Origin of the sequence: Segatella salivae F0493 (genome assembly GCF_000477535.1) — a bacterium.
Lineage (GTDB): Bacteria > Bacteroidota > Bacteroidia > Bacteroidales > Bacteroidaceae > Prevotella > Prevotella salivae.
Genome location: NZ_AWGW01000024.1, coordinates 47,261 through 71,916 on the forward strand (window position 1 = coordinate 47,261; position 24,656 = coordinate 71,916).

At 40.9% G+C, this 24,656-nt stretch carries 23 protein-coding genes; 22 read left to right on the forward strand and 1 reads right to left on the reverse strand.

The window, feature by feature from the left end:
- Positions 1-12: 12 nt before the first annotated feature.
- A complete protein-coding gene (locus HMPREF9145_RS07150) occupies positions 13-1,431 on the reverse strand; it encodes a glycoside hydrolase family 28 protein (protein WP_036907017.1) in 1,419 nt (472 codons plus the stop codon).
- Positions 1,432-1,745: 314 nt separating this feature from the next.
- On the opposite strand from HMPREF9145_RS07150, the gene fabG reads away from it, so the two are divergent.
- The 22 genes from fabG to HMPREF9145_RS07260 all read left to right on the forward strand — a co-directional run bounded on the left by fabG (position 1,746) and on the right by HMPREF9145_RS07260 (position 24,442).
- The gene (fabG, locus tag HMPREF9145_RS07155; RefSeq protein ID WP_007135955.1) at positions 1,746-2,474 is read left to right on the forward strand and encodes a 3-oxoacyl-ACP reductase FabG; all 729 of its coding nucleotides are present in this window, start codon (positions 1,746-1,748) and stop codon (positions 2,472-2,474) included.
- Positions 2,475-2,530: 56 nt separating this feature from the next.
- Entirely contained in the window at positions 2,531-3,760 is a 1,230-nt protein-coding gene (locus HMPREF9145_RS07160; protein WP_021825694.1) for a beta-ketoacyl-[acyl-carrier-protein] synthase family protein, read from the forward strand.
- A 176-nt stretch (positions 3,761-3,936) separates the two neighbouring features.
- Positions 3,937-5,031 (forward strand): methyltransferase, encoded by a 1,095-nt coding sequence (locus HMPREF9145_RS07165; RefSeq protein WP_021825674.1) that lies wholly within the window; start codon positions 3,937-3,939, stop codon positions 5,029-5,031.
- Between the two features lie 16 nt (positions 5,032-5,047).
- Positions 5,048-5,290 carry an acyl carrier protein gene (locus HMPREF9145_RS07170; RefSeq protein WP_036907019.1) on the forward strand — a complete coding sequence of 81 codons (243 nt, stop codon included), beginning with the start codon at positions 5,048-5,050 and terminating at the stop codon, positions 5,288-5,290.
- Between the two features lie 22 nt (positions 5,291-5,312).
- Positions 5,313-6,152: an LpxL/LpxP family acyltransferase gene (locus tag HMPREF9145_RS07175; RefSeq protein ID WP_036907021.1), complete on the forward strand. Its 840-nt coding sequence runs from the start codon at positions 5,313-5,315 to the stop codon at positions 6,150-6,152.
- 17 nt (positions 6,153-6,169) lie between these two features.
- Complete coding sequence (locus HMPREF9145_RS07180) at positions 6,170-6,634, forward strand: hypothetical protein (RefSeq protein WP_021825757.1); 465 nt, start codon at positions 6,170-6,172, stop codon at positions 6,632-6,634.
- A 37-nt stretch (positions 6,635-6,671) separates the two neighbouring features.
- Positions 6,672-7,103, forward strand: a complete 432-nt coding sequence (locus HMPREF9145_RS07185; protein WP_021825725.1) for an acyl-CoA thioesterase — start codon at positions 6,672-6,674, stop codon at positions 7,101-7,103.
- 23 nt (positions 7,104-7,126) lie between these two features.
- Positions 7,127-8,836, forward strand: coding sequence for a beta-ketoacyl synthase N-terminal-like domain-containing protein (locus tag HMPREF9145_RS07190; RefSeq protein ID WP_036907023.1), 1,710 nt, complete (start codon positions 7,127-7,129; stop codon positions 8,834-8,836).
- Between the two features lie 53 nt (positions 8,837-8,889).
- The gene (locus HMPREF9145_RS07195) at positions 8,890-9,150 is read left to right on the forward strand and encodes a phosphopantetheine-binding protein (protein WP_007135963.1); all 261 of its coding nucleotides are present in this window, start codon (positions 8,890-8,892) and stop codon (positions 9,148-9,150) included.
- Positions 9,151-9,182: 32 nt separating this feature from the next.
- Positions 9,183-10,961, forward strand: a complete 1,779-nt coding sequence (locus HMPREF9145_RS07200) for a beta-ketoacyl-[acyl-carrier-protein] synthase family protein (protein ID WP_036907025.1) — start codon at positions 9,183-9,185, stop codon at positions 10,959-10,961.
- Positions 10,949-11,302, forward strand: a complete 354-nt coding sequence (locus HMPREF9145_RS07205) for an EamA family transporter (protein ID WP_007135965.1) — start codon at positions 10,949-10,951, stop codon at positions 11,300-11,302. Before HMPREF9145_RS07200 ends, HMPREF9145_RS07205 begins: the two co-directional genes overlap by 13 nt.
- A gap of 10 nt (positions 11,303-11,312) precedes the next feature.
- On the forward strand, positions 11,313-11,936 hold the full coding sequence (locus tag HMPREF9145_RS07210) for a LolA family protein (RefSeq protein ID WP_021825726.1): 624 nt from the start codon (positions 11,313-11,315) through the stop codon (positions 11,934-11,936).
- Between the two features lie 25 nt (positions 11,937-11,961).
- On the forward strand, positions 11,962-12,387 hold the full coding sequence (locus HMPREF9145_RS07215) for a hypothetical protein (protein WP_021825695.1): 426 nt from the start codon (positions 11,962-11,964) through the stop codon (positions 12,385-12,387).
- Positions 12,380-12,778, forward strand: a complete 399-nt coding sequence (locus HMPREF9145_RS07220; protein ID WP_231369769.1) for a hotdog family protein — start codon at positions 12,380-12,382, stop codon at positions 12,776-12,778. The genes HMPREF9145_RS07215 and HMPREF9145_RS07220 overlap by 8 nt, the downstream gene beginning before the upstream one ends.
- The gene (locus HMPREF9145_RS07225) at positions 12,765-14,255 is read left to right on the forward strand and encodes a glycosyltransferase (protein ID WP_036906971.1); all 1,491 of its coding nucleotides are present in this window, start codon (positions 12,765-12,767) and stop codon (positions 14,253-14,255) included. Before HMPREF9145_RS07220 ends, HMPREF9145_RS07225 begins: the two co-directional genes overlap by 14 nt.
- 99 nt (positions 14,256-14,354) lie before the next feature.
- Entirely contained in the window at positions 14,355-15,857 is a 1,503-nt protein-coding gene (locus tag HMPREF9145_RS07230; protein ID WP_021825706.1) for a phytoene desaturase family protein, read from the forward strand.
- A complete protein-coding gene (locus HMPREF9145_RS07235) occupies positions 15,854-17,356 on the forward strand; it encodes a phytoene desaturase family protein (protein ID WP_021825689.1) in 1,503 nt (500 codons plus the stop codon). The genes HMPREF9145_RS07230 and HMPREF9145_RS07235 overlap by 4 nt, the downstream gene beginning before the upstream one ends.
- Positions 17,349-18,218 carry an alpha/beta hydrolase gene (locus tag HMPREF9145_RS07240; RefSeq protein WP_021825750.1) on the forward strand — a complete coding sequence of 290 codons (870 nt, stop codon included), beginning with the start codon at positions 17,349-17,351 and terminating at the stop codon, positions 18,216-18,218. The genes HMPREF9145_RS07235 and HMPREF9145_RS07240 overlap by 8 nt, the downstream gene beginning before the upstream one ends.
- Positions 18,219-18,231: 13 nt before the next feature.
- Positions 18,232-19,356 carry a 1-acyl-sn-glycerol-3-phosphate acyltransferase gene (locus tag HMPREF9145_RS07245; protein WP_021825752.1) on the forward strand — a complete coding sequence of 375 codons (1,125 nt, stop codon included), beginning with the start codon at positions 18,232-18,234 and terminating at the stop codon, positions 19,354-19,356.
- A gap of 1 nt (position 19,357) precedes the next feature.
- On the forward strand, positions 19,358-22,879 hold the full coding sequence (locus HMPREF9145_RS07250) for a 1-acyl-sn-glycerol-3-phosphate acyltransferase (protein WP_021825688.1): 3,522 nt from the start codon (positions 19,358-19,360) through the stop codon (positions 22,877-22,879).
- Between the two features lie 38 nt (positions 22,880-22,917).
- Positions 22,918-23,148 (forward strand): phosphopantetheine-binding protein, encoded by a 231-nt coding sequence (locus tag HMPREF9145_RS07255; protein ID WP_007135975.1) that lies wholly within the window; start codon positions 22,918-22,920, stop codon positions 23,146-23,148.
- Entirely contained in the window at positions 23,138-24,442 is a 1,305-nt protein-coding gene (locus HMPREF9145_RS07260) for a class I adenylate-forming enzyme family protein (RefSeq protein ID WP_021825727.1), read from the forward strand. The genes HMPREF9145_RS07255 and HMPREF9145_RS07260 overlap by 11 nt, the downstream gene beginning before the upstream one ends.
- Positions 24,443-24,656: the final 214 nt, after the last annotated feature.

Consider the following 24,656-nt stretch of genomic DNA (forward strand, 5'->3'; position numbering starts at 1 on the left):
TTCCGTTTCCACTTATTGTTGCGGCATGATAGTTGGTGCGCCAAACTTTATATTCTTCAATGTAATTTTGCAGGAAGAATCTATGTCTGTGGCTTTATCGGTGTAGTAGAATGTAGAGTTTTCAATACTGATATCGTGCACCATACCCGGTGCTCCATGGGCTGCAATGGCAGTTTTTGCACCTCGGCAGGTTACGTTTGTTATGTGAATGTCTTGGAAATTGGGCACAAACTCTGCATCTTTTGCCGGTTTCTGGGGTTGAGTTGCACCCACATGATTGTCCCAATAGGTAGTTTCAAAAGTGATAGCTTCATTGAGAATGTTGTTCATGTAGCAATTGTTGATGAAGATATCTTCAGTCTTTCCGCCCCTTCCAACAGCGCTTTTGAAGCGTAATCCCGTATTCGTTCCACTGAAAAAGTTATTGTTTACATAGATATTTTTCATGCCTCCAATGACCTCACTGCCAATAACAAAGCCACCATGTCCATGGTAAACGGTGTTGTTTTGGATATTAATGTTGACGCAAGAATGGTTCGTTTGGTCGGCCTTTTCAGTACCACTCTTCATGCAAATTGCGTCATCTCCAACGTCAAAGGTACTGTTAACGATGAGCACATTGCTGCAATTGCCTACGTCAATGCCGTCGCCATTTTGAGCATTCCAAGGGCAACGCACGGTTATTCCGTCAACAATTACGTTGTTACAACGCTGGGGTACGATGTGGAAACGAGGCGAATTTTGAATAGTTACCCCTTGAATGAGCACATTGTTACATTCTGTAATGCGGATGAGATGAGCACGCATCTTCTCCTGTTCAGGGGCATTTGGGGCTATGTTTTCTTGCGTTTTGAGGTTGAAAGGATACCATAAGTCGCCTTTAGGAGTGATAGTTCCGCCCATAGCTTTATATTGATTCCATTCTACATCGCTCATTTTTACACGTTTAACCGGTCGCCACCATTGGCCGTTTCCATCGATAGTGCCTTCACCAGTGATGCTGATGTTGGTGCGTTTGCTGGCGGTAATGCCCGAAACTACTTTGGGTTGAGGTTCGTTGTCGGTAGCTTTTAGAAAGTCTTTCTTATTGGGAGAGAACAAAATAAGAGCGTTTCGCTCAAGATGAATGTCTATATTATCTTTCAAAGAGACAGGCCCTGTGAGATATATTCCAGCGGGAACAATCAGATGTCCGCCTCCAAGTTTTGTCAGTTTACTAATGGCTTTGCGAAATGCTTCAGTGTTAAGTGTAATGCCATCTGGTACAGCTCCGAAGTCAGTAAGACTTACTTGATTGTTGGGAATGGTAGGCATTGTGGGCTGAGGCATGGCTTTTGGTAAGTTCAGATAATATTTACCATAGTCTTTTTCAGCGGCAGTTGCTGTGAGTGTCAACAGAAACGACAGGCAGAAGAGTAGGATTTTTTTCATTTGTTTTAAGTTATTTGTTTTCCTTACAAACTTACATATATTTTTTGAATATAGCATCTTTTGCATAGAAAAGTTGCAAAATAAAATCTACTTTCATCCTTATTATGTCATTTCTTCAGTCCTATTTCAATAAAAAGCCTTAGGATAAACGAAATAAAGACTATAGAAAAGGCTTTAAATAGGGAAAGAACACCGAGATTGTTGTTTTTTGTTCTGATTGTCTATCATTTCAAAAATATTTCATATCTTTGCATAATCATAAAGATACCAAACTTTCATTTAAGCATTTAAACTAACTAATACTTCAATTAAATATGAAATATGCATTAATAACAGGAGCCTCGCGAGGGATAGGACGAGCTGTAGCTTTACGTTTAGCAAAGTGCTATTCTGTTATTATTAATTACCACTCAAATGATGCTTGCGCACAGGAAGTGAAGCAAGAGATTGAAGCTCATGGAGGGCATGCAGAGCTTTTACCCTTTGATGTCGCTGATCCTAAAGCAATAGAAGCAGCGATTGACCAGTGGGAAGCAGCTCATCCAGAAGAATATATCTCTGTATTAGTGAACAATGCAGGTATTCGTCGGGACAATGTTATGTTCATGATGTCGAATGAAGACTGGCATAGTGTGCTTGATATTAATATGAATGGTTTCTTTTATATTACGCGTCGACTGCTTAAACACATGATGCCGCGTAAGCATGGAGGCCGAATTATCAACATCAGTTCACTCTCAGGGTTGAAAGGAATGCCTGGACAGGTGAACTATAGTGCGGCAAAAGCGGCGTTGATTGGGGCGACAAAGGCGCTTGCTCAAGAGGTTGCGCCACGTAAAATAACAGTAAATGCGGTTGCACCAGGCTTCATCCAGACCGACATGACAAAGGAATTGCCAGAAGACGAACTGAAAAAGCTTGTGCCTGTTGGGCGTTTTGGTAAGCCCGAAGAGGTGGCAGCGGTTGTCGGTTTCCTTGCTTCTGATGAGGCAGCCTATATCACAGGCGAGGTCATTAGTGTGAATGGAGGACTTTATACTTAGTTAGTTTTGAATTATTAGCAACCATATTATAGGTTAAAGAAACAATATATACGATAATGAATAGGAGAGTTGTCATCACGGGTATGGGCATTTGGTCATGTCTTGGCACTGATTTAGAAACCGTAAAGCAGTCATTATATGAAGGTAAATCGGGTATAGGCATGCAGTCAGAACGCTTAGAATATGGCTATCGTTCAGCCTTAACAGGAATTGTTGAGGAACCTGTTATCACGAAAAAGATGCTTGATCGTCATACACGTGCAGGCATGCCAGAGGAAGCAAGATATGCTTATATGTCGAGTTTACAGGCATTTGAGCAGGCAAACATCACCGATGAATATCTTCGTGAGAATGAAATTGGCTGTATCTTTGGCAATGATTCTTCTGCAAAACCAGTTATTGAGGCTTCAAAGATAATGGATGAGAAGCATGATTCTGCTATGCTTGGTTATGGACTTATCTTTCAATCGATGAATTCTACGGTTAATATGAACCTCAGTACTATCTTCCATTTGCGAGGCGTTAACTTCACAATAAGTGCTGCTTGCGCCAGTGGTAGTCATTCTATAGGCTTAGGTTATATGCTGATAAAGCAGGGAATGCAAGACGTAGTGTTGTGTGGTGGGGCGCAAGAAACAAACTTTTATTCGATGGCTTCATTCGATGCGTTGGGCGCTTTCTCTGTTCGGATGGATGAACCGACTAAAGCCAGTAGACCATTTGATAGAGATCGCGACGGCTTAGTACCGAGTGGTGGTGCAGCTTCTTTGGTATTAGAAGATTATGAGCATGCAAAGGCGCGCGGGGCCAATATTCTTGCTGAGGTTATTGGATATGGATTCTCAAGCAATGGCGGGGGAATCAGTCAGCCATCAGACGAGGGAAGTGTTGTTGCTATGACGCGTGCATTGGATATGTCGGGTGTAAAAGCGGAGGATATTGACTATATCAACGCCCATGCTACAAGCACTCATCAAGGTGATATGTATGAAGCTATGGCATTAAATCGGATGTTTGGTGGCAAGCATGCACTCATCTCTTCAACTAAAAGCATGACAGGGCATGAGTGTTGGATGGCTGGTGCTTCGGAAGCTGTATACAGTATACTGATGATGCAGAATGATTTTGTTGCTCCAAATATAAACTTTGAGCATCCAGATGAATACTCAGAGAAGATGAATCTTGCGATAACAACTGTTGAAACTGAATTGAATTTGGTTTTGAGTAATAGCTTTGGATTTGGTGGAACGAACTCTGCTTTGGTCTTGAAGAAGTTTAAGGAGTAGAAAAGAGAGTGCCCTATATAAATATAGGTGGTGCTCCTTGTGCTGGCGTTGCTAATGAAAAGCGTTGCATAAAAGCATATAGAGAGTGAACAAAACAGGTTATTAACCGAATAAAGAAAGCCAAGTAAGGGTAAACTTATACTGGGTTAAAGGAAGATAGTAAAGACATATATAAGATGAATTTGTTTCAATCGGAAAGCGATAAATATACAAAAGAGCAGCTGTCTGCTCGGGAAGCACAACGTCTTGCCGAGTATATTGCGTGGGGACCTGTTATCTTTCAGGTGTCACGTCTCATGGTAAAGTGGGGAGTGTTAGAGGCTTTGCGGGATAGTATTGATGGGCTTACGTTGAATGAATTGAAAGCAAAGACGTCGCTATCTGAGTATGCTTTGAAGATATTATTAGAGGCTTCACTTAGTGCCGGCACAATATTGATAGACAAAGATACTGATTGTTATACGATATCTAAAGCCGGATGGTTTCTACTTAACGACCCAGCTACGCGTGTAAACATTGATTTTAACCACGATGTAAACTATAGAGGGATGTTCTTTCTTGATGAAGCACTCAAAGAAGGAAAGCCAGCCGGACTGAAAACTCTTGGTGATTGGCCTACAATCTATGAGGGCTTGTCAAAACTTGATAAGCAAGTTCAAGAGAGTTGGTTTGCGTTTGACCACTTCTATAGTGACCATTCGTTTGATAAAGCTTTAGAAATCGTTTTCAGTAAGCGGCCAAAGCAGCTGATGGATGTTGGTGGAAATACGGGCCGTTTTGCTTTACGTTGTGTGCAATATGACGCAAATGTCAATGTAACTATAGTCGATTTACCCGGTCAAATAGGTCTAATGACGAAGCAAATTGACGGGAATGAGGGCGCAAAACGCATCATTGGATGCCCTACAAATATACTTGATGAGCATTCAAAGTTACCTCAAGGAGATTGGGATGCCATATGGATGAGCCAATTCTTAGATTGCTTTTCTGAAGAAGAAATCTACAGTATACTCTCTCGTACAGCTCAAGTGATGCATACAGATACAACACTTTATATCATGGAAACATTCTGGGATCGTCAGAAATATGAGCCAGCTGCTCTTTGTTTAACTATGACAAGTGTTTATTTTACGGCTATAGCTAATGGCAATAGTAAGATGTATCACTCTGATGATATGGTGAAACAAATTAATCGTTCGGGCTTAAAGGTGGTTGCTGTTCATGATAGTATTGGGCAGGGACATACGATATTAGAAGTAAAATTAAAATAAATCATTAAAAAATATGATGGAAAGAAAAGAGATAGAAGAGAAAGTTAAGGCTTTCCTTATTGAGGATTTGGAAATTGAAGAAGAAGATATTGCTCCAGAAGCAAAGTTAAAAGATGACCTTGGTATAGACAGTCTCGACTTTGTCGACATTGTGGTTATCGTAGAAAAGAACTTCGGTTTTAAGATTAAGCCAGAGGAAATGCAAGGTATTGTGACCTTATCGCAGTTCTGTGATTATATCGAAAGCAAGGTTGGCTAATACTACTTATGGCAATAGTTGGATGCATCGATCCTTAGTTTGGTCTTTGCAATGGATGGATGTACGATTACTTTATGTGCTCACTTCACTTATTGTAATGCCCGTATGTCTGTTGTTGAACACCAACCACAGCCGAACGTATGCTTATCGTTATTTTCGTTATAGGCTGAGATATGGAAAATTGCGTGCTGCATGGAGTACATATATTAATCATTGCCTATTCAGTCAAATCGTTATCGACCGCTTTGCAGTCTTTGCAGGAAAGCGTTTTAAGGTGGAGATTGAAGGATATGAGCAGTTTCTTCGTTTGGAAAAACAGGAAAAAGGCTTTTTAATCTTTAGCTCTCATGTAGGCTGTTATGAGGTTGCGGGCTATACTTTAACTTCAAAACTCAAGCGTTTCAATGCTTTAGTATATGGGGGAGAGAAAGCCTTTATCATGGAAGGGCGTCAAGAAGTATTGGGACTTCACAATATACGTATGGTCCCAGTACGAGACGATATGACTCATCTCTTTCTGATAAACGAAGCGATTGATAATAATGAAATCGTCAGTATGCCTGCTGATCGTATTGTAGGCTCTGCAAAATCTATAGCCTCTTGTTTCATGGGCGCTACTGCACGCTTTCCCCTTGGGCCGCTTTCTATTGCGACAATAAAGGGGTTAGACGCTTTAGCTGTTAATGTTGTGAAGGTCGCTTCGAAGCATTATAAGGTGTTTGTTGCACCACTTTCCTATGATAAAAAAGCTCCACGACGAGAACAAATGCAACAGTTGTCGAATAGTTATGTAGCAGAACTTGAAACAGTTCTGCGTCAATACCCTTTACAATGGTTTAATTTCTACGACTTTTGGTCTTAGATTAATCCTATAATATAATGAATAAATTCGATGTAGAACATCCTTCTGAGCTTGAACTTCGTGCCATTGATGTGCATGAACTGTTACCACAGCAAGAGCCTTTTGTTATGATTGGTTCTCTTGTTTATTTTGATAGAGCACTTACAATAACAGAAACAAAGGTCCAAGCTGATAATATCTTCGTAGATGAAAACCATTTCTCGGCATCTGGTTTAATGGAGAACATCGCGCAAACCTGTGCTGCCCGTATTGGATATGTTAATAAGTTTATCTCAAAGAAGGCTATCCAGTTGGGCTTTATTGGTGGAATTCGCAACTTTGAAGTCATTGAGTTACCCGTTGTCGGCGATGTAATTACCACTCGAGTGGAGGTTAAAGAAGAGGTGTTTGGCATGACTTTGGCTGAAGCAACCATAGTATGCGGCGATAAACTTCTGGCAAAATCAGAAATGAAGATAGCCATTAAGGAACGTAATGAGTAAAGAAGTTGAATAAAGAAGCATAAGATTTAGCATTAAGATGATAGAATTAAAAGCATCAAAAGAGTTTGAAATCCGTTTCAGTGAGGTTGATTCCATGAACGTAGTATGGCATGGTTCCTATCCTCTTTATTTCGAAGATGCACGTGAAGCCTTTGGAAAGAAATTCGGATTAGCGTATATGTGCTTTTTCGATCATGGCTATTTTGCTCCTTTAGTCGAACTAACTTTTCATTATAAGAAGCCTATTAAATATGGAATGACGCCGCGAATAGACATCATTTATCGGCCAACAGCGGCGGCAAAGATAGTTTTTGATTATGAGATTCACGATACCAAAGACGATAGTTTGATTGCAACAGGCCACTCGGTACAGGTATTTATGAATCTCGATTATCAGTTAGTGTGGGACAATCCCCCTTTCTATCAGGCGTGGAAAGAGCGTTGGAAGCAGGTGGAGGCTAAGAGATGAGCGCTAAGATGAATCAAAACACCATGGTAAATGTATTGGCTGATAATATCATTTCGCCTTTAGGTGAGACCTCAGAAGAGACTTATCAGGCTGTAAAGCGTGGGGAGTCTGCTCTCCATGCCTATGCTCCTATGACGGAACATATCCCTCATGGTTTTGTGGCTTCCTTGTTGTCTTCTGATTTTGAGGAACTATTGTTGCGCTCAACACAAAGCGCTGTGAACGCGTCTGGGGTTGATGTGAAGAACACACGCACTGTTTTCATACTAAGTTCTACGAAAGGAGAGATTGAAAAGTTGGGCAAAACAGCTGATGAAACGCTTTATCTCGGCAATGTTGCGCAACGAATTGCTACACGTTTAGGCATAAAGCAAACGCCAATTGTAGTGTGTAATGCCTGTATATCGGGCTTGGCAGCCATCGTTTTGGCTTCACGCTTGTTGTCATCTAATACATATGATTATGCCGTTGTTTGCGGAGCAGATCGTCCAAGACGCTTTATCATCTCGGGTTTTCATTCATTAAACGCGATGTCTGCCTTTTCTTGTCAGCCTTTTGATATTGAACGACAAGGTCTTAACTTAGGAGAGGCGTATGCAACAATAGTCTTGGCGCGTGAAACTAAGGCAAGCTTGCACACCAATAGCCACGTATGGCAGATTGGTCATGGCTATGTAAAGAATGATGCCTATCATATCAGCGCACCATCTAAGACCGCAGAGGGGCTGGTTGAGGCTTTACAAGCGACTATGGAGGGCGTAGATACGGAGGAACTGGCCTTTATCAATGCCCACGGCACAGCCACTTTGTTCAATGACCAAATGGAGGCTATTGCAATTCAACGCACTGGATTACAACACATTCCTGTGAATGCATTAAAAGGTTACATAGGACATACGTTGGGAGCAGCCGGTATTATAGAGACGATTCTTTGCATGAAGTCGGTTGACGACCATCTTATTCTTGGCACACGAGGCTTTGAAGAAGTGGGAGTTTCTGGTAAAGTGAAGCTCTCTTCAACGCATCAAACAACACAAAAGAAGGCTTTTCTCAAGCTGTTATCGGGCTTTGGTGGCTGTAATGCAACGCTTTTTGCTCGCTCAGTGAAGTCAGATACTGCCCCAAATGTGTGTGTTGACGAAACAACCAAACTTCCTTCGCATGTAGAAATGAAGCATCATGTTCACCTTTCTCCTCAAGGTGTTTGGCTTAATGAAAAGGTTTTCGCTGTTGATGAGAGCGAAACTCAGCACAATCTGCTTACGGCAATTTATAAACAGCAGATAGGAAACTATCCGAAATATTACAAAATGGACGGCCTTTGCCGTTTAGGTTTTGTGGCATCTGAACTATTGTTGCAGGCCGAGAGAGAGGAAGGACCTTGCAAAGAAGATGTAAATAAGGCGAGAGCAATAGTCTTTTTTAATCGTTCTTCATCGATAGTGTCTGATAAGAAATATTTAACGTCAATCGCAGATAAGGATAACTATTTTCCCAGTCCTTCTGTTTTTGTGTATACACTGCCAAATATTGTTACCGGAGAAATTGCTATTCGCAACGGATATCATGGTGAAACTTCTTTTTATATCCTACCAAAGAAGAATGAATTGCTCATGCAGCATATCATAGAATCGGCTTTTATGGACGACCAAACCACTTCCATGATAACGGGATGGCTTGATTATGAAGACGACAAACATTTCGAAGCAGATCTATATATAGCTTATAAATAATATGTTTAAGACTGAAATAAGATTAAAAAATAGTATCGTATAAAATAATAGTAATGATGGAAGAGTTAATAAAAGAACTGAAAGAAGAGATTATCAAGGCTTTGAATCTCGAAGAGATGACACCAGAAGATATCGACGAAAATGAGGCTCTTTTTGGTGACGGCTTAGGTTTGGATTCTATTGATGCCTTAGAACTAATCGTGCTTATGGAGAAAAAATACGGTATAAAGTTAGCTAATCCTTCAGAAGGAAAGGCAATTTTTACAAGTGTTGCATCGATAGCAGACTATGTAAGCAAACATAGAAAGAAATAAACTCCCTTTTTAAAGAAAGGAGAATGAACGAGATGAACATAGCAATCACAGGAGAAGGCATTGTTTCTGCAATTGGTTTGAACAAGCAAGAGGTGTTACAATCATTGCTTGAGAGGCGAAGTGGGATAGGAGAAATGAGGTTTCTCCAGTCAACTCATCATGAATTGCCGGTTGGAGAAGTTGATTTGTCAAACGAACAGATGAAGAAACTTCTTGGCATTCCATTGTCTCGGCCGATGAGTCGCACTGCAATGATGGGCATCATTGCCATACAACAGGCGCTAAAAGATGCCAAATTAGAGATTGCTGACATCTTAAAGAAGAAAGAAAAGGGCTCTCCTTTGCGCATAACGCTTGTCTCTGGAACGACCGTTGGAGGCATGGATCTGACTGAACTCTGTTTTAATGACCTCGAAAACACAAACTTAGCGTTCCTCAAACAGCATGACTGCGGAAGCTGTACCAATGTAATGGCGGCTCACTTTGGTATCTTTGCTGAGGTAACGACCTTGTCAACAGCATGCTCATCGGCTGCAAATGCAATCATGTTTGGTGCTCGTCTCCTTGAAACAGGGGCTGCTGATATCGTTATTGCAGGCGGAACAGAAGCCTTATCTCGCTTTCATCTCAATGGGTTTAATTCGTTGATGATTCTTGATCACCATCGTTGTCGTCCGTTTGATGACACCCGTGAGGGACTGAATTTAGGCGAAGGAGCAGCCTTTGTGGTATTAGAATCTCAGGAGATGGCTGCACATCGCGGCGTGGTTCCACACGCTTTTCTAACAGGTTATGGGAATGCCTGCGATGCTTTCCATCAAACGGCCTCGTCAAATGACGGAGATGGCGCGGTAAACTCTATGAGATTAGCCATCGAAATGGCCCATTTGACTTCCCAAGATATTCAATATGTAAACGCGCATGGCACCGGAACACCTAACAATGACGAGAGTGAGAGCGTAGCATTAAAGCGAGTTTTTGGCGAGAATATGCCGTTAGTGTCCAGCACTAAGGCTTTTACGGGGCATACAACAAGTGCATCTGGCAGTATAGAAGCTGTTATTTGTATCTTAGCAATGCAACATCATTTCGTGCCAGCGAACTTGGGTTGGCGCTGTCAGATGGCAAATGGCATCACGCCTACACTTGGAGTAGAGAATATTCACTTAGAACATATCCTCTGCAATGCGTTTGGTTTTGGAGGCAACGACACCTCTTTGGTGATTTCTGCACATCCAGTTGAGGCAATTTCTGAACGAGAAAGCAACGAAAAAGAGATTAAAATACTCGCTCAAGTAGAAATAACTTCGGAGGCAGAACTTGAGAACATTCGCAAGTATGTTAAGCCTTTGGAGGCCCGTCGCTTAGGAAAGCTCATGAAAAGTTCGCTGCTTGCTTCTTTGGAAGCATTGAATCAAGCCGGTATTGAAAAGCCCGATGCGATTATAACTGCCACGGAGTATGGGTGTTTGGAGTACAGTGAACGACTGTTAGAGCAGTTAAAAGATGAGGGAGAAGTAATGTTAAAGCCTACTTATTTCATGCAAAGTACTCACAACACGATAGGAGGTAACATCGCCATTAAAACCCATTGTCATGGTTATAACGTTACATATACGCAGGGAGAACAGTCATTGGATTGGGCGATGCGTGATGCAAAATTGCTCTTACAGCATGGAATGGCAAAGACAGTTCTTGTAGGTTGTCACGAAGAAAGCACGCCTTTGTTTAATTCTTTGTTGCAACGCATGAAGTTAAAAGCGCGTCCTGCCATTCATTCTTTAGCCATAGTATTGTCATGTGGAGGGTAATTCTATTGGCCGTTATTCAGAGTTCGCTGTTAGCAGGCGGACAAGTCTTTTTGAAGTTTGCACTTCAAAAGATGCTTCCTTTTGGCTGGACACGAACTTTTTGGTTAAGTTTGTTGCTCAATTGGCAGTTTGCTTGTAGCGGTGTTTTATTCGGATTGAGTTCCATTTTGTGGTTGTATATCGTGAAACATTACCCATTGAGTGTTGCTTATCCGATGATAAGTTTGAGTTATGTGTTTGGTCTAATCGCAGCAATGCTCTTTTTCCATGAGTCAGTATCAATGATGAAGTGGGTTGGAGTAGGCTTAATCATCTTAGGTTGCTGTGTTATTGCAAAATAAAAGATATAAAATGAAGAAGTTATTGCTATTATTTATGGCTTTATGTATAGCCAAAACAGCCAGCTTTGCCCAAGGTTTTAATGAGGCAAATGTTAGGCAGCAGATAGAAGTTGCAGCTACAAACATGAAAACAATGCATTGTGATTTCGTGCAGACAAAGACAGTTCGTATGCTCAATGATAAGATGATATCCCAAGGAAAGATGTATTATCAGCAGAGTGATAAGTTGCGTTGGGAATACACTACACCTTATTTATATACCTTTATCCTAAATGGTTCGAAGGTTTTCATTAGTAAGGGCAAGCATAATGATGTGATAAATGTGAACCAAAGCAAATTCTTTAAGGAGATAGCACGCATCATGATGAACAGTGTTGTAGGCAAATGCTTGAATGATAAGAAAGATTTTAAGGTGAGTTTCTCTGCTAACTCATCGGAATATATAGCGACTTTGCTTCCACAACAGAAGCAGATGCAACAAATGTTCCAAAAGATTGTTCTTCATTTTAATAGGCAACATGCCATTGTTTCGAAGGTAGAACTTGTAGAAAAGCGTGGCGATTGCACGGTTATTGAGATGAAAAACGTGAAAGTTAATAGTCCAATTAATGCAAAGGTATTTACGATTAATTAGTATTTTTCTGCTCCTTCTCTCCTTAATGACAGGCAGAGTACAGGGACAAGTCGTTACAGATCAGCAACCCTTACAGGACAGTATAGGTTGCAAAATGAAATATGCCACTACCATAGAGATGCCAAAGGGCTATCTCAGTGGTATCACTTTGATTGTTAGAGAGGCTAAAGAATATCGGGGAGTGATGTTTAATGAGTTTGGGATTACAGCCTTAGCGTTTTCTTATAAGCCTGAAACAAAGCGCATAAAGCTAATACATCTTATTGATATGTTAGACAATTGGCTTATACGTCGAGTGCTTAAACAAGATTTACAGTGTGTAATGGAGAACTTGTTAAAAGGAGTTTCGACCTATAAAAATGAGAGATTACACATAGAATACACTTTCTCTGTAATGTGTGATGATAGTAAATCTAAAGCGAAGGAGGGCGATGCAGATGCAAATGAATAATGAAATATATAAGATTATTCGTAGAATGGAAGAGGGTGGGATAATGAATTACACGATAGAACTTATCCCTTCTTGTTTTATTTACAAGGCTCATTTCCCAGAAGAACCTATTACTCCTGGCGTTTGTATAGTGCAAATAGGAAAAGAACTCATTGAGAACCTGTTGTCAGAACAAACGCTTCGCACGCAAAGGTTGGCCATTGAGAAGATAAAGAACGTGAAATTCTTGTCTGTAATAGCTCCTAATGAAACGAAAACACTAACTTATCAAATTAAGAAATTAGAAAGATGTGAGTGCAATACCATGGTTGAAGCGCAATTAGTAGTGCTTTCTGAGGATAAGGCGATGGCCAAAATATCTTTAGTAATGAATGTGTATGACAGAGGTTGAATTGAAAACACAGTTGAGAAGTAGGTCTATCTGTGTTGTTATTCCTACTTACAATAATGAAAAAACAATAAAAACGGTGGTGGAGAAAACGCTTTGCTACTGTACTGATGTTATTGTAGTAGCAGATGGTTGTACGGATAATACCCTGAAAATCTTGCGAGGTATTCCTCAAATCACAATTATTTCATATCCTAAAAACAAAGGAAAAGGCTATGCTTTAAAGGCAGGTTTTAAGGCCGCTTTAGCGAAAGGGTTCTCTTATGCCATAACACTTGATGGGGATGGACAGCATTATCCAGAGGATATTCAGCTTTTTCTTAGGGCCAATCAACAATATCCTCATTCACTGATTATAGGCAGTAGACAATTAGAAGGGGTAGAGCGCTCAAGCGGAAGTAAGTTTGCTAACCACTTCTCTAACTTCTGGTTTTACATTCAAACAGGTCGAGCCTTAAAAGATACACAAACAGGTTATCGGCTATATCCTTTGAAAAGGTTACACGGATTGTCGTTGTTGACTTCACGTTATGAGGCAGAATTAGAGCTGCTTGTCTTTGCTTCGTGGCATGGTGTGAAGTTAGTCTCGATTCCTATTGGGGTTTATTATCCTCCACGTGCAGAGAGAGTGAGTCACTTTAGACCAGGAATTGACTTTGCAAGGATTAGCTTGCTCAATACAATACTATGCTTCTTAGCTGTAGTTTATAGCTTACCTTTACGATTAGGTAGGTTGTTCATGCAGGTAATACGAACTGTTTATTCCCTACTTTTCTTTTTGTTCTTTACCTTAGTTGTCTTTACTCCTTTCGTTTGGATATATACAAGACTGGGTAAAATGACTGAAAAGAAACGCTATCGGCTTCATTTACTGATATATCATGCCTCTCGTTTCGTGATGATTCATCATGGTATACCTGGTACAAAGTTTCAATATAAGATAGCAAAAGGTATAGATTTCAATCAACCTCGTATTATTATATGTAATCATCAGTCCCATCTTGACTTAATGTGTCAATTGGTTTTCACTCCAAAGATAGTCTTCTTAACTAACGCTTGGGTTTGGGACAACCCCTTTTATGGCTCTCTTATTCGTAACGCCGAATACTTACCAGTTAGAGAAGGGATTGAAGAGATAATGCCACATCTACGTTCTCTCATAGCACGTGGATATAGTGTTGCGGTCTATCCAGAGGGAACTCGTTCCAAAGATTGTAGGATAGGACGCTTCCATCAAGGTGCTTTTTATTTGGCACAAGAGTTTAATTTAGAGATTCTTCCTATGTATCTTTATGGTCCCGGCAAGATACTTCCTAAGACAAGTCACCATTTACATAAAGGAATCTTTTACATAGAAGTAGATAAACCCTTAACACAGACGGAACTTTCTGCAATGGGTGATTTGAGGAAACAAGCCTCAACGATGCGCAAACGATATGTCGAGAAGTATGAAGAAATAGCTAACAGCTTGGAACAATGAAAGGAAATACTCAGCTTTTTATTATAGGTTGTGAGCTTGGAGGCTTATCGTCAGGCGATATATCGAAAGGAATGAGGAAATAGCTAATAGGTTGGAACAATGAAAGAAAATACTAAGGTTATTATTATAGGTAGCGGTCTCGGAGGCCTTTCGTCAGGAGTTATCTTGGCAAAGAACGGCTATGATGTAACCATATTAGAGAAAGGAGCCCAGATTGGAGGCTGTTTACAATGCTTTACGCGTCATGGTGCAAAGTTTGAAACAGGTATGCATTTCATTGGGAGTGCCGCACAAGGGCAAACATTGAATCAACTGATGAGATACTTGGAAATAGATCAGGCGGTAAAGTTATCTCAATTAGATCCTAAAGGATATGATGTTGTGTCGTTGAGTGGAAAGCGTTATCAGTTTGCTAATGGGAAAGAAGCCTTTATAAAGAGGATGACGGAGTATTTTCCAGACCAATATGACAACATCGTTAACTATTATAACTTGGTTGAAGAGATTGCAAATGCCTCATCATTACATTCCCTTAAGTATGCCGAATCAGACGCTGCGCTGAATATGGAATATCAGTTGCGGTCGGTTAATGAGGTGATAGACGAGGTGATTACTAATCCCACATTAGCTAAAGTGCTTGTAGGAAACCTTCCTCTTTATGCTGCTGAGAAAGACAAAACACCCTTCTCAACGCATGCTTTCATTATGGATTTTTATAATCAAAGTGCTTTTCGTGTAAGGGGGGGTAGCGATCGAATCGCTTTTGCTTTAGAGAACACGCTAAAACGCTATGGTGGTGAGGTGTTGACGAAGAAGAAAGTAACTAAGATTCTTTGTGATAATACGCATGCAATTGGGGTGGAAGTGAATGATAAGGAGGTCATCCCTTGTGACATTGTCATTTCAGACACGCACCCGATGCGTACATTAGAATTGCTTGATACAAAGCTTATTCGGCCTGCTTTCCGTAAAAGGATTAATCAGATTCCCCAAACTGTTGGAGGCTTTTCTGTTTATTTGCACTTCAAAGAGAATGCAGTTCCTTACCTAAATTATAATTATTATGGGTATCAGAACGCGACTCCGTGGGATTGTGAGAACTATTCGGAGGGCAGTTGGCCTAAGGGTTTCCTCTATATGCATTTCTGTCCAGACAACGATTCGCAATATGCTTCGACGGGAGTCATTCTTTCTTATATGCAAATGGCTGATGTAGAGGAGTGGAAAGGCACTGCTATTGGGAGACGTGGTAAAGCATATGAAGAGTTCAAGAAAGCCAAAGCAGAGAAACTAATCAGTGTGTTGGAGCAGCATTTCCCTGGAATTCGTTCGCAAATCCAAACCTATTATACCTCAACGCCACTCACTTATCTTGATTATACAGGCACAGAAGCCGGGTCAATGTATGGGAATGCTAAGGATATAAGCTTGGGAAATGCTTGCAGAGTGCCTCAACGAACGAGGGTTCCTAATGTCTTTCTTACAGGGCAGAATGTCAATTCTCATGGTATGTTGGGTGTATTGGTCGGTGCAATTGTTACTTGTAGTGAAATGTTATCCGCCAAAACAATCTACGAACAGATAAAGGAGGCGAACAAATGAGAACTGCTCTTGTTATTGGTGGAGGCTTAGGCGGCTTGTTTACTGGGGCTATCCTATCCAAAGAAGGCTTTAAGGTAACTGTTGTAGAGAAGAACTTTACAATAGGAGGAGGCTTGCAAAACTTTATGCGTTTTGGCTTAAAGTTTGACACCGGAATGCATATCGTGGGCGGAATGCAGCCTGGAGGTAACATCTATCGCATCTGTCAGTATTTAGATATCATAGATAAGGTGGCACTGAAAGACGTGGATGATGATTGTACTGATAGCTTATATTTTGCAGAAGATAAGTATACTTACCACATAAAAAAGGGAAGAGCGGGCTTTATTGAGTCTTTAGCAGCCTACTTTCCTCATGAAAAAGAGAACCTTAAGGCTTATGTTGATGCAGTGTTTAAGATAGTTGACGAGCTCGATTTATTCTATCTTCGTCCTTCTTCGGCTGCCTTGACAACGCATTCTGATGAGTTTCTGATGGCCGCAGATGCCTTTATTGCAAAGTATATCAATGATACTAAGCTCCGAAGTGTTGTCGCTTATATGAATCCTCTCTATGGAGGCAGGGGAGATGAAAGCCCTGCTTTCGTCCATGCTATCATCAGTTCGCTTTATATGCAGGGTGCAAGTAGATTCATAGGAGGCAGTGATAAGTTTGCAAATCTATTGGCTTCTGTCATCGAAATGGCTGGGGGAACAATCATACGAAATGAAAGTGTTGAATGGATTGAAGTGAATCAGCGCCACATTGACTTCATAAGGACGAACAAGGGCCGTCAGTTTCAAGCTGATTACTATATTTCGGCAATCCATCCATGCACCTTACTTCAGCTCATGGATGCGAAAGCACTCCCTAAAGCCTATCGAACGAGGCTCGATGCTATTCCAAATGCCTATTCAGCCTTTTCTGTTTATATCAAGTTGAAGCCCGAAAGCTTTCCTTATATCAATCATTCTGAGTTTTATATGACAAGATATGATGAAATATGGAATTTCGGAAAGGCGGATAAACCCTGGCCTTTGGGCTTCCTTTTCATGACACCTCCCGAAGAGAATCAAGGGCCTTATAGCACCAAAGCCTTAATAACGGCTCCGATGTTATATGCAGATGTGGCTCAATGGGAGGGCACTAAAGTTGGTAAACGGGGCGCTGATTATGAGGCTTGGAAAGAGAAACGAACGCAACAATTGTTGGAATTGGTTGAGGAACTTCATCCAAATTTCAGCGCATGTATAGATAAAATAAACACTGCTTCGCCGCTAACCATCCGTGATTTCTATGGAGCAAAAGAGGGAACGATGTGTGGGTTTAGCAAGGATTACAAAAATATGATGCTGTCACAACTTCCTGTTGTTACAAAGATTGATAATCTATTGTTGACCGGACAGAATAATAACCTCCCGGGTTTTTGTGGAGTTCCGCTCACGGCTATTAACACTGTTGAGGCTATTTTGGGCAGAAACTACATTATAAATAAAATAAATAAAGTTGTCAATGAATAGAAAACGCTATATCATTTTATGCCTCCTTTGTCTTCATCTCTTCCTTGTCTGTGCACAAAACCATGCAGAGCGTGTTAACATTTGGCAGGGAACAGCCATCAAGAAAACGGTTTCACTGACCCCTTACTTAGCAAATGGCGAGAATAATGTGGCAGTTATCGTTTGTCCCGGAGGGAGTTACTTCTGGCACGACATGAAAGCTGAGGGCGAAAGTGTTGGAAAGTGGTTGCAGGAAAATGGCATATCGGCCTTTGTTTTGCGTTATCGCACGGCAGGTTTCTGGGCTTTTCTCACCCGTTTTCGATATCTATTCAGAGGCAACCGATATCCAGATGCTTTCAACGACCTACAAATGGCGATGCAATATATAAGGAATCACGCGGTGAAATATGGCATTTCACCGAGTAAAGTGGGTGTAATGGGTTTCTCAGCCGGCGGACATTTGGTGATGTCTGCTGCCGAGTTGTTGCCTCCTTCAGAGCGTCCTGCCTTCATAGCCCCTATTTATCCCGTTGTAACGATGGTCGACAGATGCGTTCATAAGCGTTCACGTAGGGCATTGTTAGGGGATAACAAGAAGAACAATCAACAATTAAGAGCGTTGCTTTCTCTTGAACTTCATGTGCCAAAAGATTGTCCTCCGGTGTTCTTAGTGAATTGTATTGACGACCCAATCGTAAAATATCATAACTCAGAACTACTTGATTCGGCGCTGACAAGCCTTAATATACCTCATCGTTATATACAATATAAAACGGGAGGACATGGCTTTGGCGCTACCGAAAACAAGGGAACAGCCGAGAGTAGACAGTGGAAAGCCGAATTTTTGAATTGGCTTAAAGCACTTAATCTAAAGAACTAAAACCATATTAGCAATGAACAAGGACCAATTTGAAGACATCCGACCTTATAAGGCCGAAGAGATTCCCGCAGCAATGGAGCGTATTGCCAACAGCTCTTCATTCCCGCTTTTAGCTTCTTACGTTTATCCGAATGAGCCGATAGAGGCAGTTAAGGAACGGATTAGAAACTACAAGACCGTTAAAGCGTTTCAAACCGAGACGATGCGCATGGTCAATCAGCGTGTGATAGAACATAGTATATCGGCGTTTTCCTGTTCTGGCTTGGATAAGTTGAACCCTAATGAGCATTATCTTTTTGTGTCTAACCATCGTGATATCATGCTGGATTCCAGCTTACTACAATATTATTTGGTAACAAAAGGTTTTGATACGACGGAGATTACATTCGGTGCGAACCTAATGATGAATCAGTTGGTGGTGGATATTGGCAAGAGTAACAAGATGTTTAAGGTCGAACGTCCCAGTAACAACATTAAAGACTTCTATCGAAGTTCAAAGCATTTGTCGGAATATATACGATATGTCATCACCGAAAAAGGGCAATCGGTTTGGATTGCCCAACGAAATGGGCGGACAAAAGATGGTAATGATGCGACCGATCAAGGCATAATAAAGATGTTTTGCATGTCGTGTCCTGAAGATAAGATAAAGGCTATCGATCAGTTACATATAGTTCCTGTTGCGGTTTCCTATGAGTGGGAACCTTGTGACATATTAAAGACACTTGAAGTCTATGAATCTCAGTTCTCAAAATATACCAAAAAACCGGGAGAAGACCTTAATAGTATTCTCACAGGGATAACACAAGAGAAGGGAAGAGTACACTTTGAACTTTGTGATCCGATAGCTTATGCAGAGTTATCTAAATTTGAAAACCTGACAAACAGCGAATATCATAAAGCTGTAGCAAGGCTTTTAGATAGCCGAATCAATAAGGCTTATCGTCTTTATCCCAACAATTACGTTGCTTATGACCTAAGATATGGGACAACAAAATATAGAGATTGTTATACCGATGAACAGAAAACTATGTTTATAAATTACCTTAAACGTTTGGAAAAATATGACACTTGTGATATCGAAAAGCTAATAGATATCTTCTTAGGTATCTATTCCAACCCTGTAAACAATAAGTAGGATGACAGCAACAATACTGAGATTATACGATTATATGAAAGCACATAGAATGCTATGTGTGCTTTCTTTCGTGGTCGTAACTTTACTCTTGGTCGTATCGGTGCTTCGTTTGAGTTATAAAGAAGATATATCTGACTTCCTGCCTGTAGACAGTCAACATCATAATGCCTTAAAGATTTATCAGGATATTTCAGGAGCTAATAAGATCTTTGCAGTCTTTCAATATCGTGATACGACGAAAACTGACCCCGAAATGATGGTGACTTCAGTAGATGCTTTCGTTGAAACGATACAGCGAACTGACACAGCTCATCGCGTAGCGAATGTCATGTCGCAGATAGATTTGGAGAAATTGTCAGCAGTAACCGACTTTGTTTATAACAATATTCCTTACTTTCTGACGGAGAAAGACTATGCAAGGATGGATAGTTTGCTTGAAACGACGGATTACATCCATAGACAATTGCAACAAGATAAGCAGATGTTGCTGTTCCCTGCAGGGGGATTGCTTTCTGATAACATACAACGTGACCCGCTAAACCTATTTACTCCTGTCGTGCAGAAACTGCAACGAGCAGATACAAGCCTAAAGTTTGAGTTATATGATGGGCATATCTTTTCGCCGGATATGCAGAAAGCATTTGTAATAATAGGTTCACCTTACGGCGCAAGTGAAACAGAAAACAACGCAAAACTCATCTCTTTATTGCAAACATGCAGTAAAAAGGTGATGGCTCACCATAGGAATCTCGATATACATATTATCGGTGGACCCGTGATTGCAGTGGGAAATGCTTCTCAAATCAAGTCCGATAGCATCTTATCTGTTACAATTGCGGTGGTCTTTATTATGGCGTTGCTGCTCTTTACGCTTCGCAATCTACGCAATATCTTTTTAATTGCGCTATCTATTGCATGGGGTTGGCTCTTCGCTATGGGCGGATTGGCTCTAATTCACAATAGTGTATCGATTATAGTCATAGGAATAAGTTCAGTAATCCTTGGGATTGCGGTCAATTATCCATTGCATTTCATCGCTCATCTGACGCATACGCCTCAAAAAAAGCAGGCATTGCGTGAGCTAATCATGCCTCTTTTCGTGGGTAATATCACCACCGTGGGGGCATTCTTGGCTTTGGTTCCTTTGCAATCGGTAGCCTTAAAAGACTTAGGTTTGTTTAGTTCTTTCTTGTTAATAGGAACAATTGTCTTCGTCTTGATTTATCTTCCACACCTTTCTAAGGTATCCAAGGAAGTGAAACACACGTTCTTAGATAAGATAAGTGAGGTTTCATTAGAGAATAATCCCATTGTAGTTACGATAGTAGTTGTCATGACTTTAGTCTTTGGTTACTATAGTTTTCAAACAAAGTTTGATGCTAACATGGCTAATATTAACTACATGACAGACGAGCAAAAGGCTGATATGGCTTACTTCCAACACACGATGATGGTCAATGGAGAGTATCAAAAGGTTTATGCAGTGACTGCAGATTCAACCATGAATGGGGCATTGGATAAGAATCTTCGCTTGCAACCAGCTCTTGATAAGTTAGTAAAGACGAAGTTAGTTCACGATTATAGTTCTTGCAATCAGTTTGTAGTTTCAACTTCAGAGCAAAGGCGTAGGCTGGCGTTATGGCGTGATTTCTTGCATCGTAACAAGGAAAAGCTGACGACTTCTTTGCGTTCTTCTATGCAGACGGAAGGCTTTTCGGTAGAGAGTTTTGACGACTTTTATACTTTATTGAATAAGAGTTATCGGCCTCAACCCTTTTCTTTTTTCTCTCCATTAACAACATCTCTCTTTGCAGGTAACTTCAGTTCAGACCATGTTGACAAGCGATATAATGTTGTAAATGTGCTTTCTGTGAAGGGCAATGATGTCAATCGAGTGAAAGACGCTTTGCAAAACACGGATAGTTTCAGCTTTGATATTCAGAGCATGAATAGCGCTATAGCCAATCATTTGTCTAATGACTTTAACTACATTGGCTTAGCTTGCGGTCTCATTGTGTTCTTTTTCTTGTGGTTATCCTTTGGAAACTTTGAGTTAGCAGTGCTTTCTTTTGTTCCAATGGCAGTGAGTTGGCTGTGGATATTGGGTATAATGGCCTTGTTAGGGATGCAGTTTAATATTGTCAATGTTATTCTTGCAACGTTTATTTTCGGTCAAGGTGACGACTATACTATATTTATGACCGAAGGATCTATGTATGAATATGCTTATCGTCGCAAGCTACTTGCCTCCTATAAACATTCAATTATCATCTCAGCTTCAATCATGTTTATTGGTATTGGCACACTGATTGTGGCACGACATCCGGCACTTCATTCGCTGGCAGAGGTGACAATAGCCGGTATGTTGTCGGTAGTTTTGATGGCATATATATTCCCTCCGCTCCTCTTTAAGCTTCTTGTGAGGACATCAGGGACGTATAGATTGCGCCCAATCTCTATCAAAAACCTCTTGATAATGGCTTTCTGTACTATGGTGTTCTTTAGCCAGTTAATCACCGTTTACTTGTTAGGAGTGATTCTGTTTGGCTTATTTCCCTTTTCAGAGAAACGTCGTTTGTGGTTCAGAAGCTATCAACAGCGCCTGTTCTTATTTGATTTTCACCATATTCCTTGTGTGAGATTTTCTGTAGAAGGCATTACAAGTGAAACGTTCTCTCCGTCTATCGTCATCAGCAATCACCAGTCTATGCTCGATGCTGCCTTGTTTATGGCGTTGAGTCCAAAGGCAATCCTTGTCTCAAATAAAAAGGTTAGCAGTAATCTTATTATCAAAAAGATATTTAAATGGAATGGTTTTATAACCTTGAATGACATGAACTCCATAGACGATAGCCTCATTCAGTATTATGTTGAGCATGGTTATAGTCTTGTAATCTTCCCAGAAGGCGTCCGCAATGCACATTCTTCGATACGCCGTTTCCATAAAGGTGCGTTCTTATTAGCTGAAAAATATCAGCTCGATATTCAGCCTTTCATCATTCATGGATTGAATATGGTCCTGCCAAGGAATAGCATCCAGGTCTTTCCTGGGCAGATAACGGTGAAAGCTTATCAGCGAATAAGGAATGAAGCCCAGTTATCTTATGCCGAACTTACAAGCCAAACGTGCGACTTTTATAGGCAGGAGTATGCTCGGATAGCATGTAAAATAGAGACGGCTGCTTATTATTCACCTCTTGTTCTCGACCGTTATCGCTACAAAGGTGAAGAGATTTTCCGTGCGGTTCGCAAGAATTTAAAGAACAATAATAACTATACGAAGGCCGTTGACACTATAGATGAGCACGCTGTTGTACTTGTTAAGCATGGTGGATATGGTGAGTTTGCCTTGCTTTATGCGTTAGTCCACAGACAAACTAAGGTACTTGTCTATGAAACGGATGAGAATAAAAAGGCTCTTTTGACTTATTGTGCGCAGGACTTGGTTGATAATCTGGAGGTAATTGATAGCTTAACTATTGAACAAGAAGGGCATAATGACTTGAAAGTCTTTTCATTATAGGTTTGTTTTACATGTAATTGAATGAATAAAATATAGCTATGAAAGAAGAAATTCGTAAGAGATTGGAAGAGATTTTGCCTATCGTTGACTTCGATTCTGATTTCCTTTTCCAGGAACTTGACTCTTTAGGAATAACGACAATCCTGATGGTTCTCTCTGAGATGTATAACATAGAATTGGGCCATTCGGATGTAACACCAAAGAACTTTAAGTCGCTTGACAGCATTGTTGAACTGGTTAAACGGAAACAAAACAAGCATGAGCATTGAAGATAAGCTACGCGAGAACGCCAAACTTCATCCCAATAAGCTTGCACTTCTATGCAATGGGGAGTCTTATACCTATGGCCGCTTGTATCAATCGGTTGTGGACAAGGCTGCTTCTATGCCCGAAGTGCGTGGCCGACTCATTCCTATTATCGCTACTTCAACAGCTGATTTCCTCATTTCCTACTTCGCAATTCATCTCAATGGGGGTGTTGTTGTGCCGTTACATAAGGATATTCCCATGCAAAAATATGAGGAGTATTCTCGTCTTTTGGCACAGGGAACGGCCCCGAATGGGGTAGCTGACATCCTCTATACTACGGGAACTACCGGCAATGCAAAGGCTGTCATGATAAGTCATGACGCCATTTGGGCAAATACGGAGAATCTTGTATGCGCCCAAGGCTTTCAATCCGACCTGACTTTTATTATCAATGGGCCCCTCAATCATATTGGAAGTCTCTCAAAAGTCTATCCCACCATTTATGCTGGGGCTACGATTTGCCTGATTGATGGAATGAAAGATATTCGCACTTTCTTTCATGCGATTGAGCAAGCACCTACAAAAGTGGCTACGTTCTTAGTCCCTGCTGCAATCCGAATGCTGATAACGTTGTGGAGAAATGAACTGAAAGACTGCGCCGATAAAATTGATTTTATAGAGACTGGGGCTGCACCTATGACGGCTTCTGACATGGAATTGTTTTGCAAACTGTTGCCTCATAGCCGACTATACAATACTTATGCTTCGACCGAAACAGGCATAATTTCAACCTATAACTATAATGATGGCGAATGTATTGCCGGTTGTCTGGGCCTACCTATGAAGCATTCATCCTTCTTTATCACTGCAGATGGACACGTAGCTTGCACTGGTGATACGCTGATGACGGGCTATTGGCACGATGATGTGGCTACAAAGGCGGTGATGACTGACGGAGTTATCAAGACAGCCGACATCGGAAGGATTGATGAACAGGGACGCTTGAGGTTGCAGGGTAGGGGCGATGACATCATCAATGTGGGCGGATACAAGATTGATCCCACAGAGATTGAGGCGGCAGCACTGGCATTTCCTACGGTGAAAGACTGCATTTGTGTCTGTGGTTCCCATCCCGTTGCGGGCAATGTCTTGAAACTCATCGTCGTTTGTCATGAAGATTACCAGCAGAAAACATTGATAGCACATCTAAAAACGCGTCTCGAAAGCTATAAACTCCCTATGATGGTTGAAGTCGCCGACCATATTCAACGCACGTTTAATGGCAAACTCAATCGCAAAGCCTATCGAAAGTAGACTGCAAAGCACGGAGGTTAAAGTCTGTTTTGCCTGATGACAAAAGCGAAAGGCTATGGAGGCACGTTATATTTTAAAGCCTAAATGATTGTAAAATCAGAATAAAAATCTTACTTTTGCAAGCAAAGCAATCGTTCATTGCATTTTAATTGCGCTGCGAAAGCAAGGAAGGTGAGATTGAGAAGGCAATGATTCAACGAAAAAAACAAGTCTA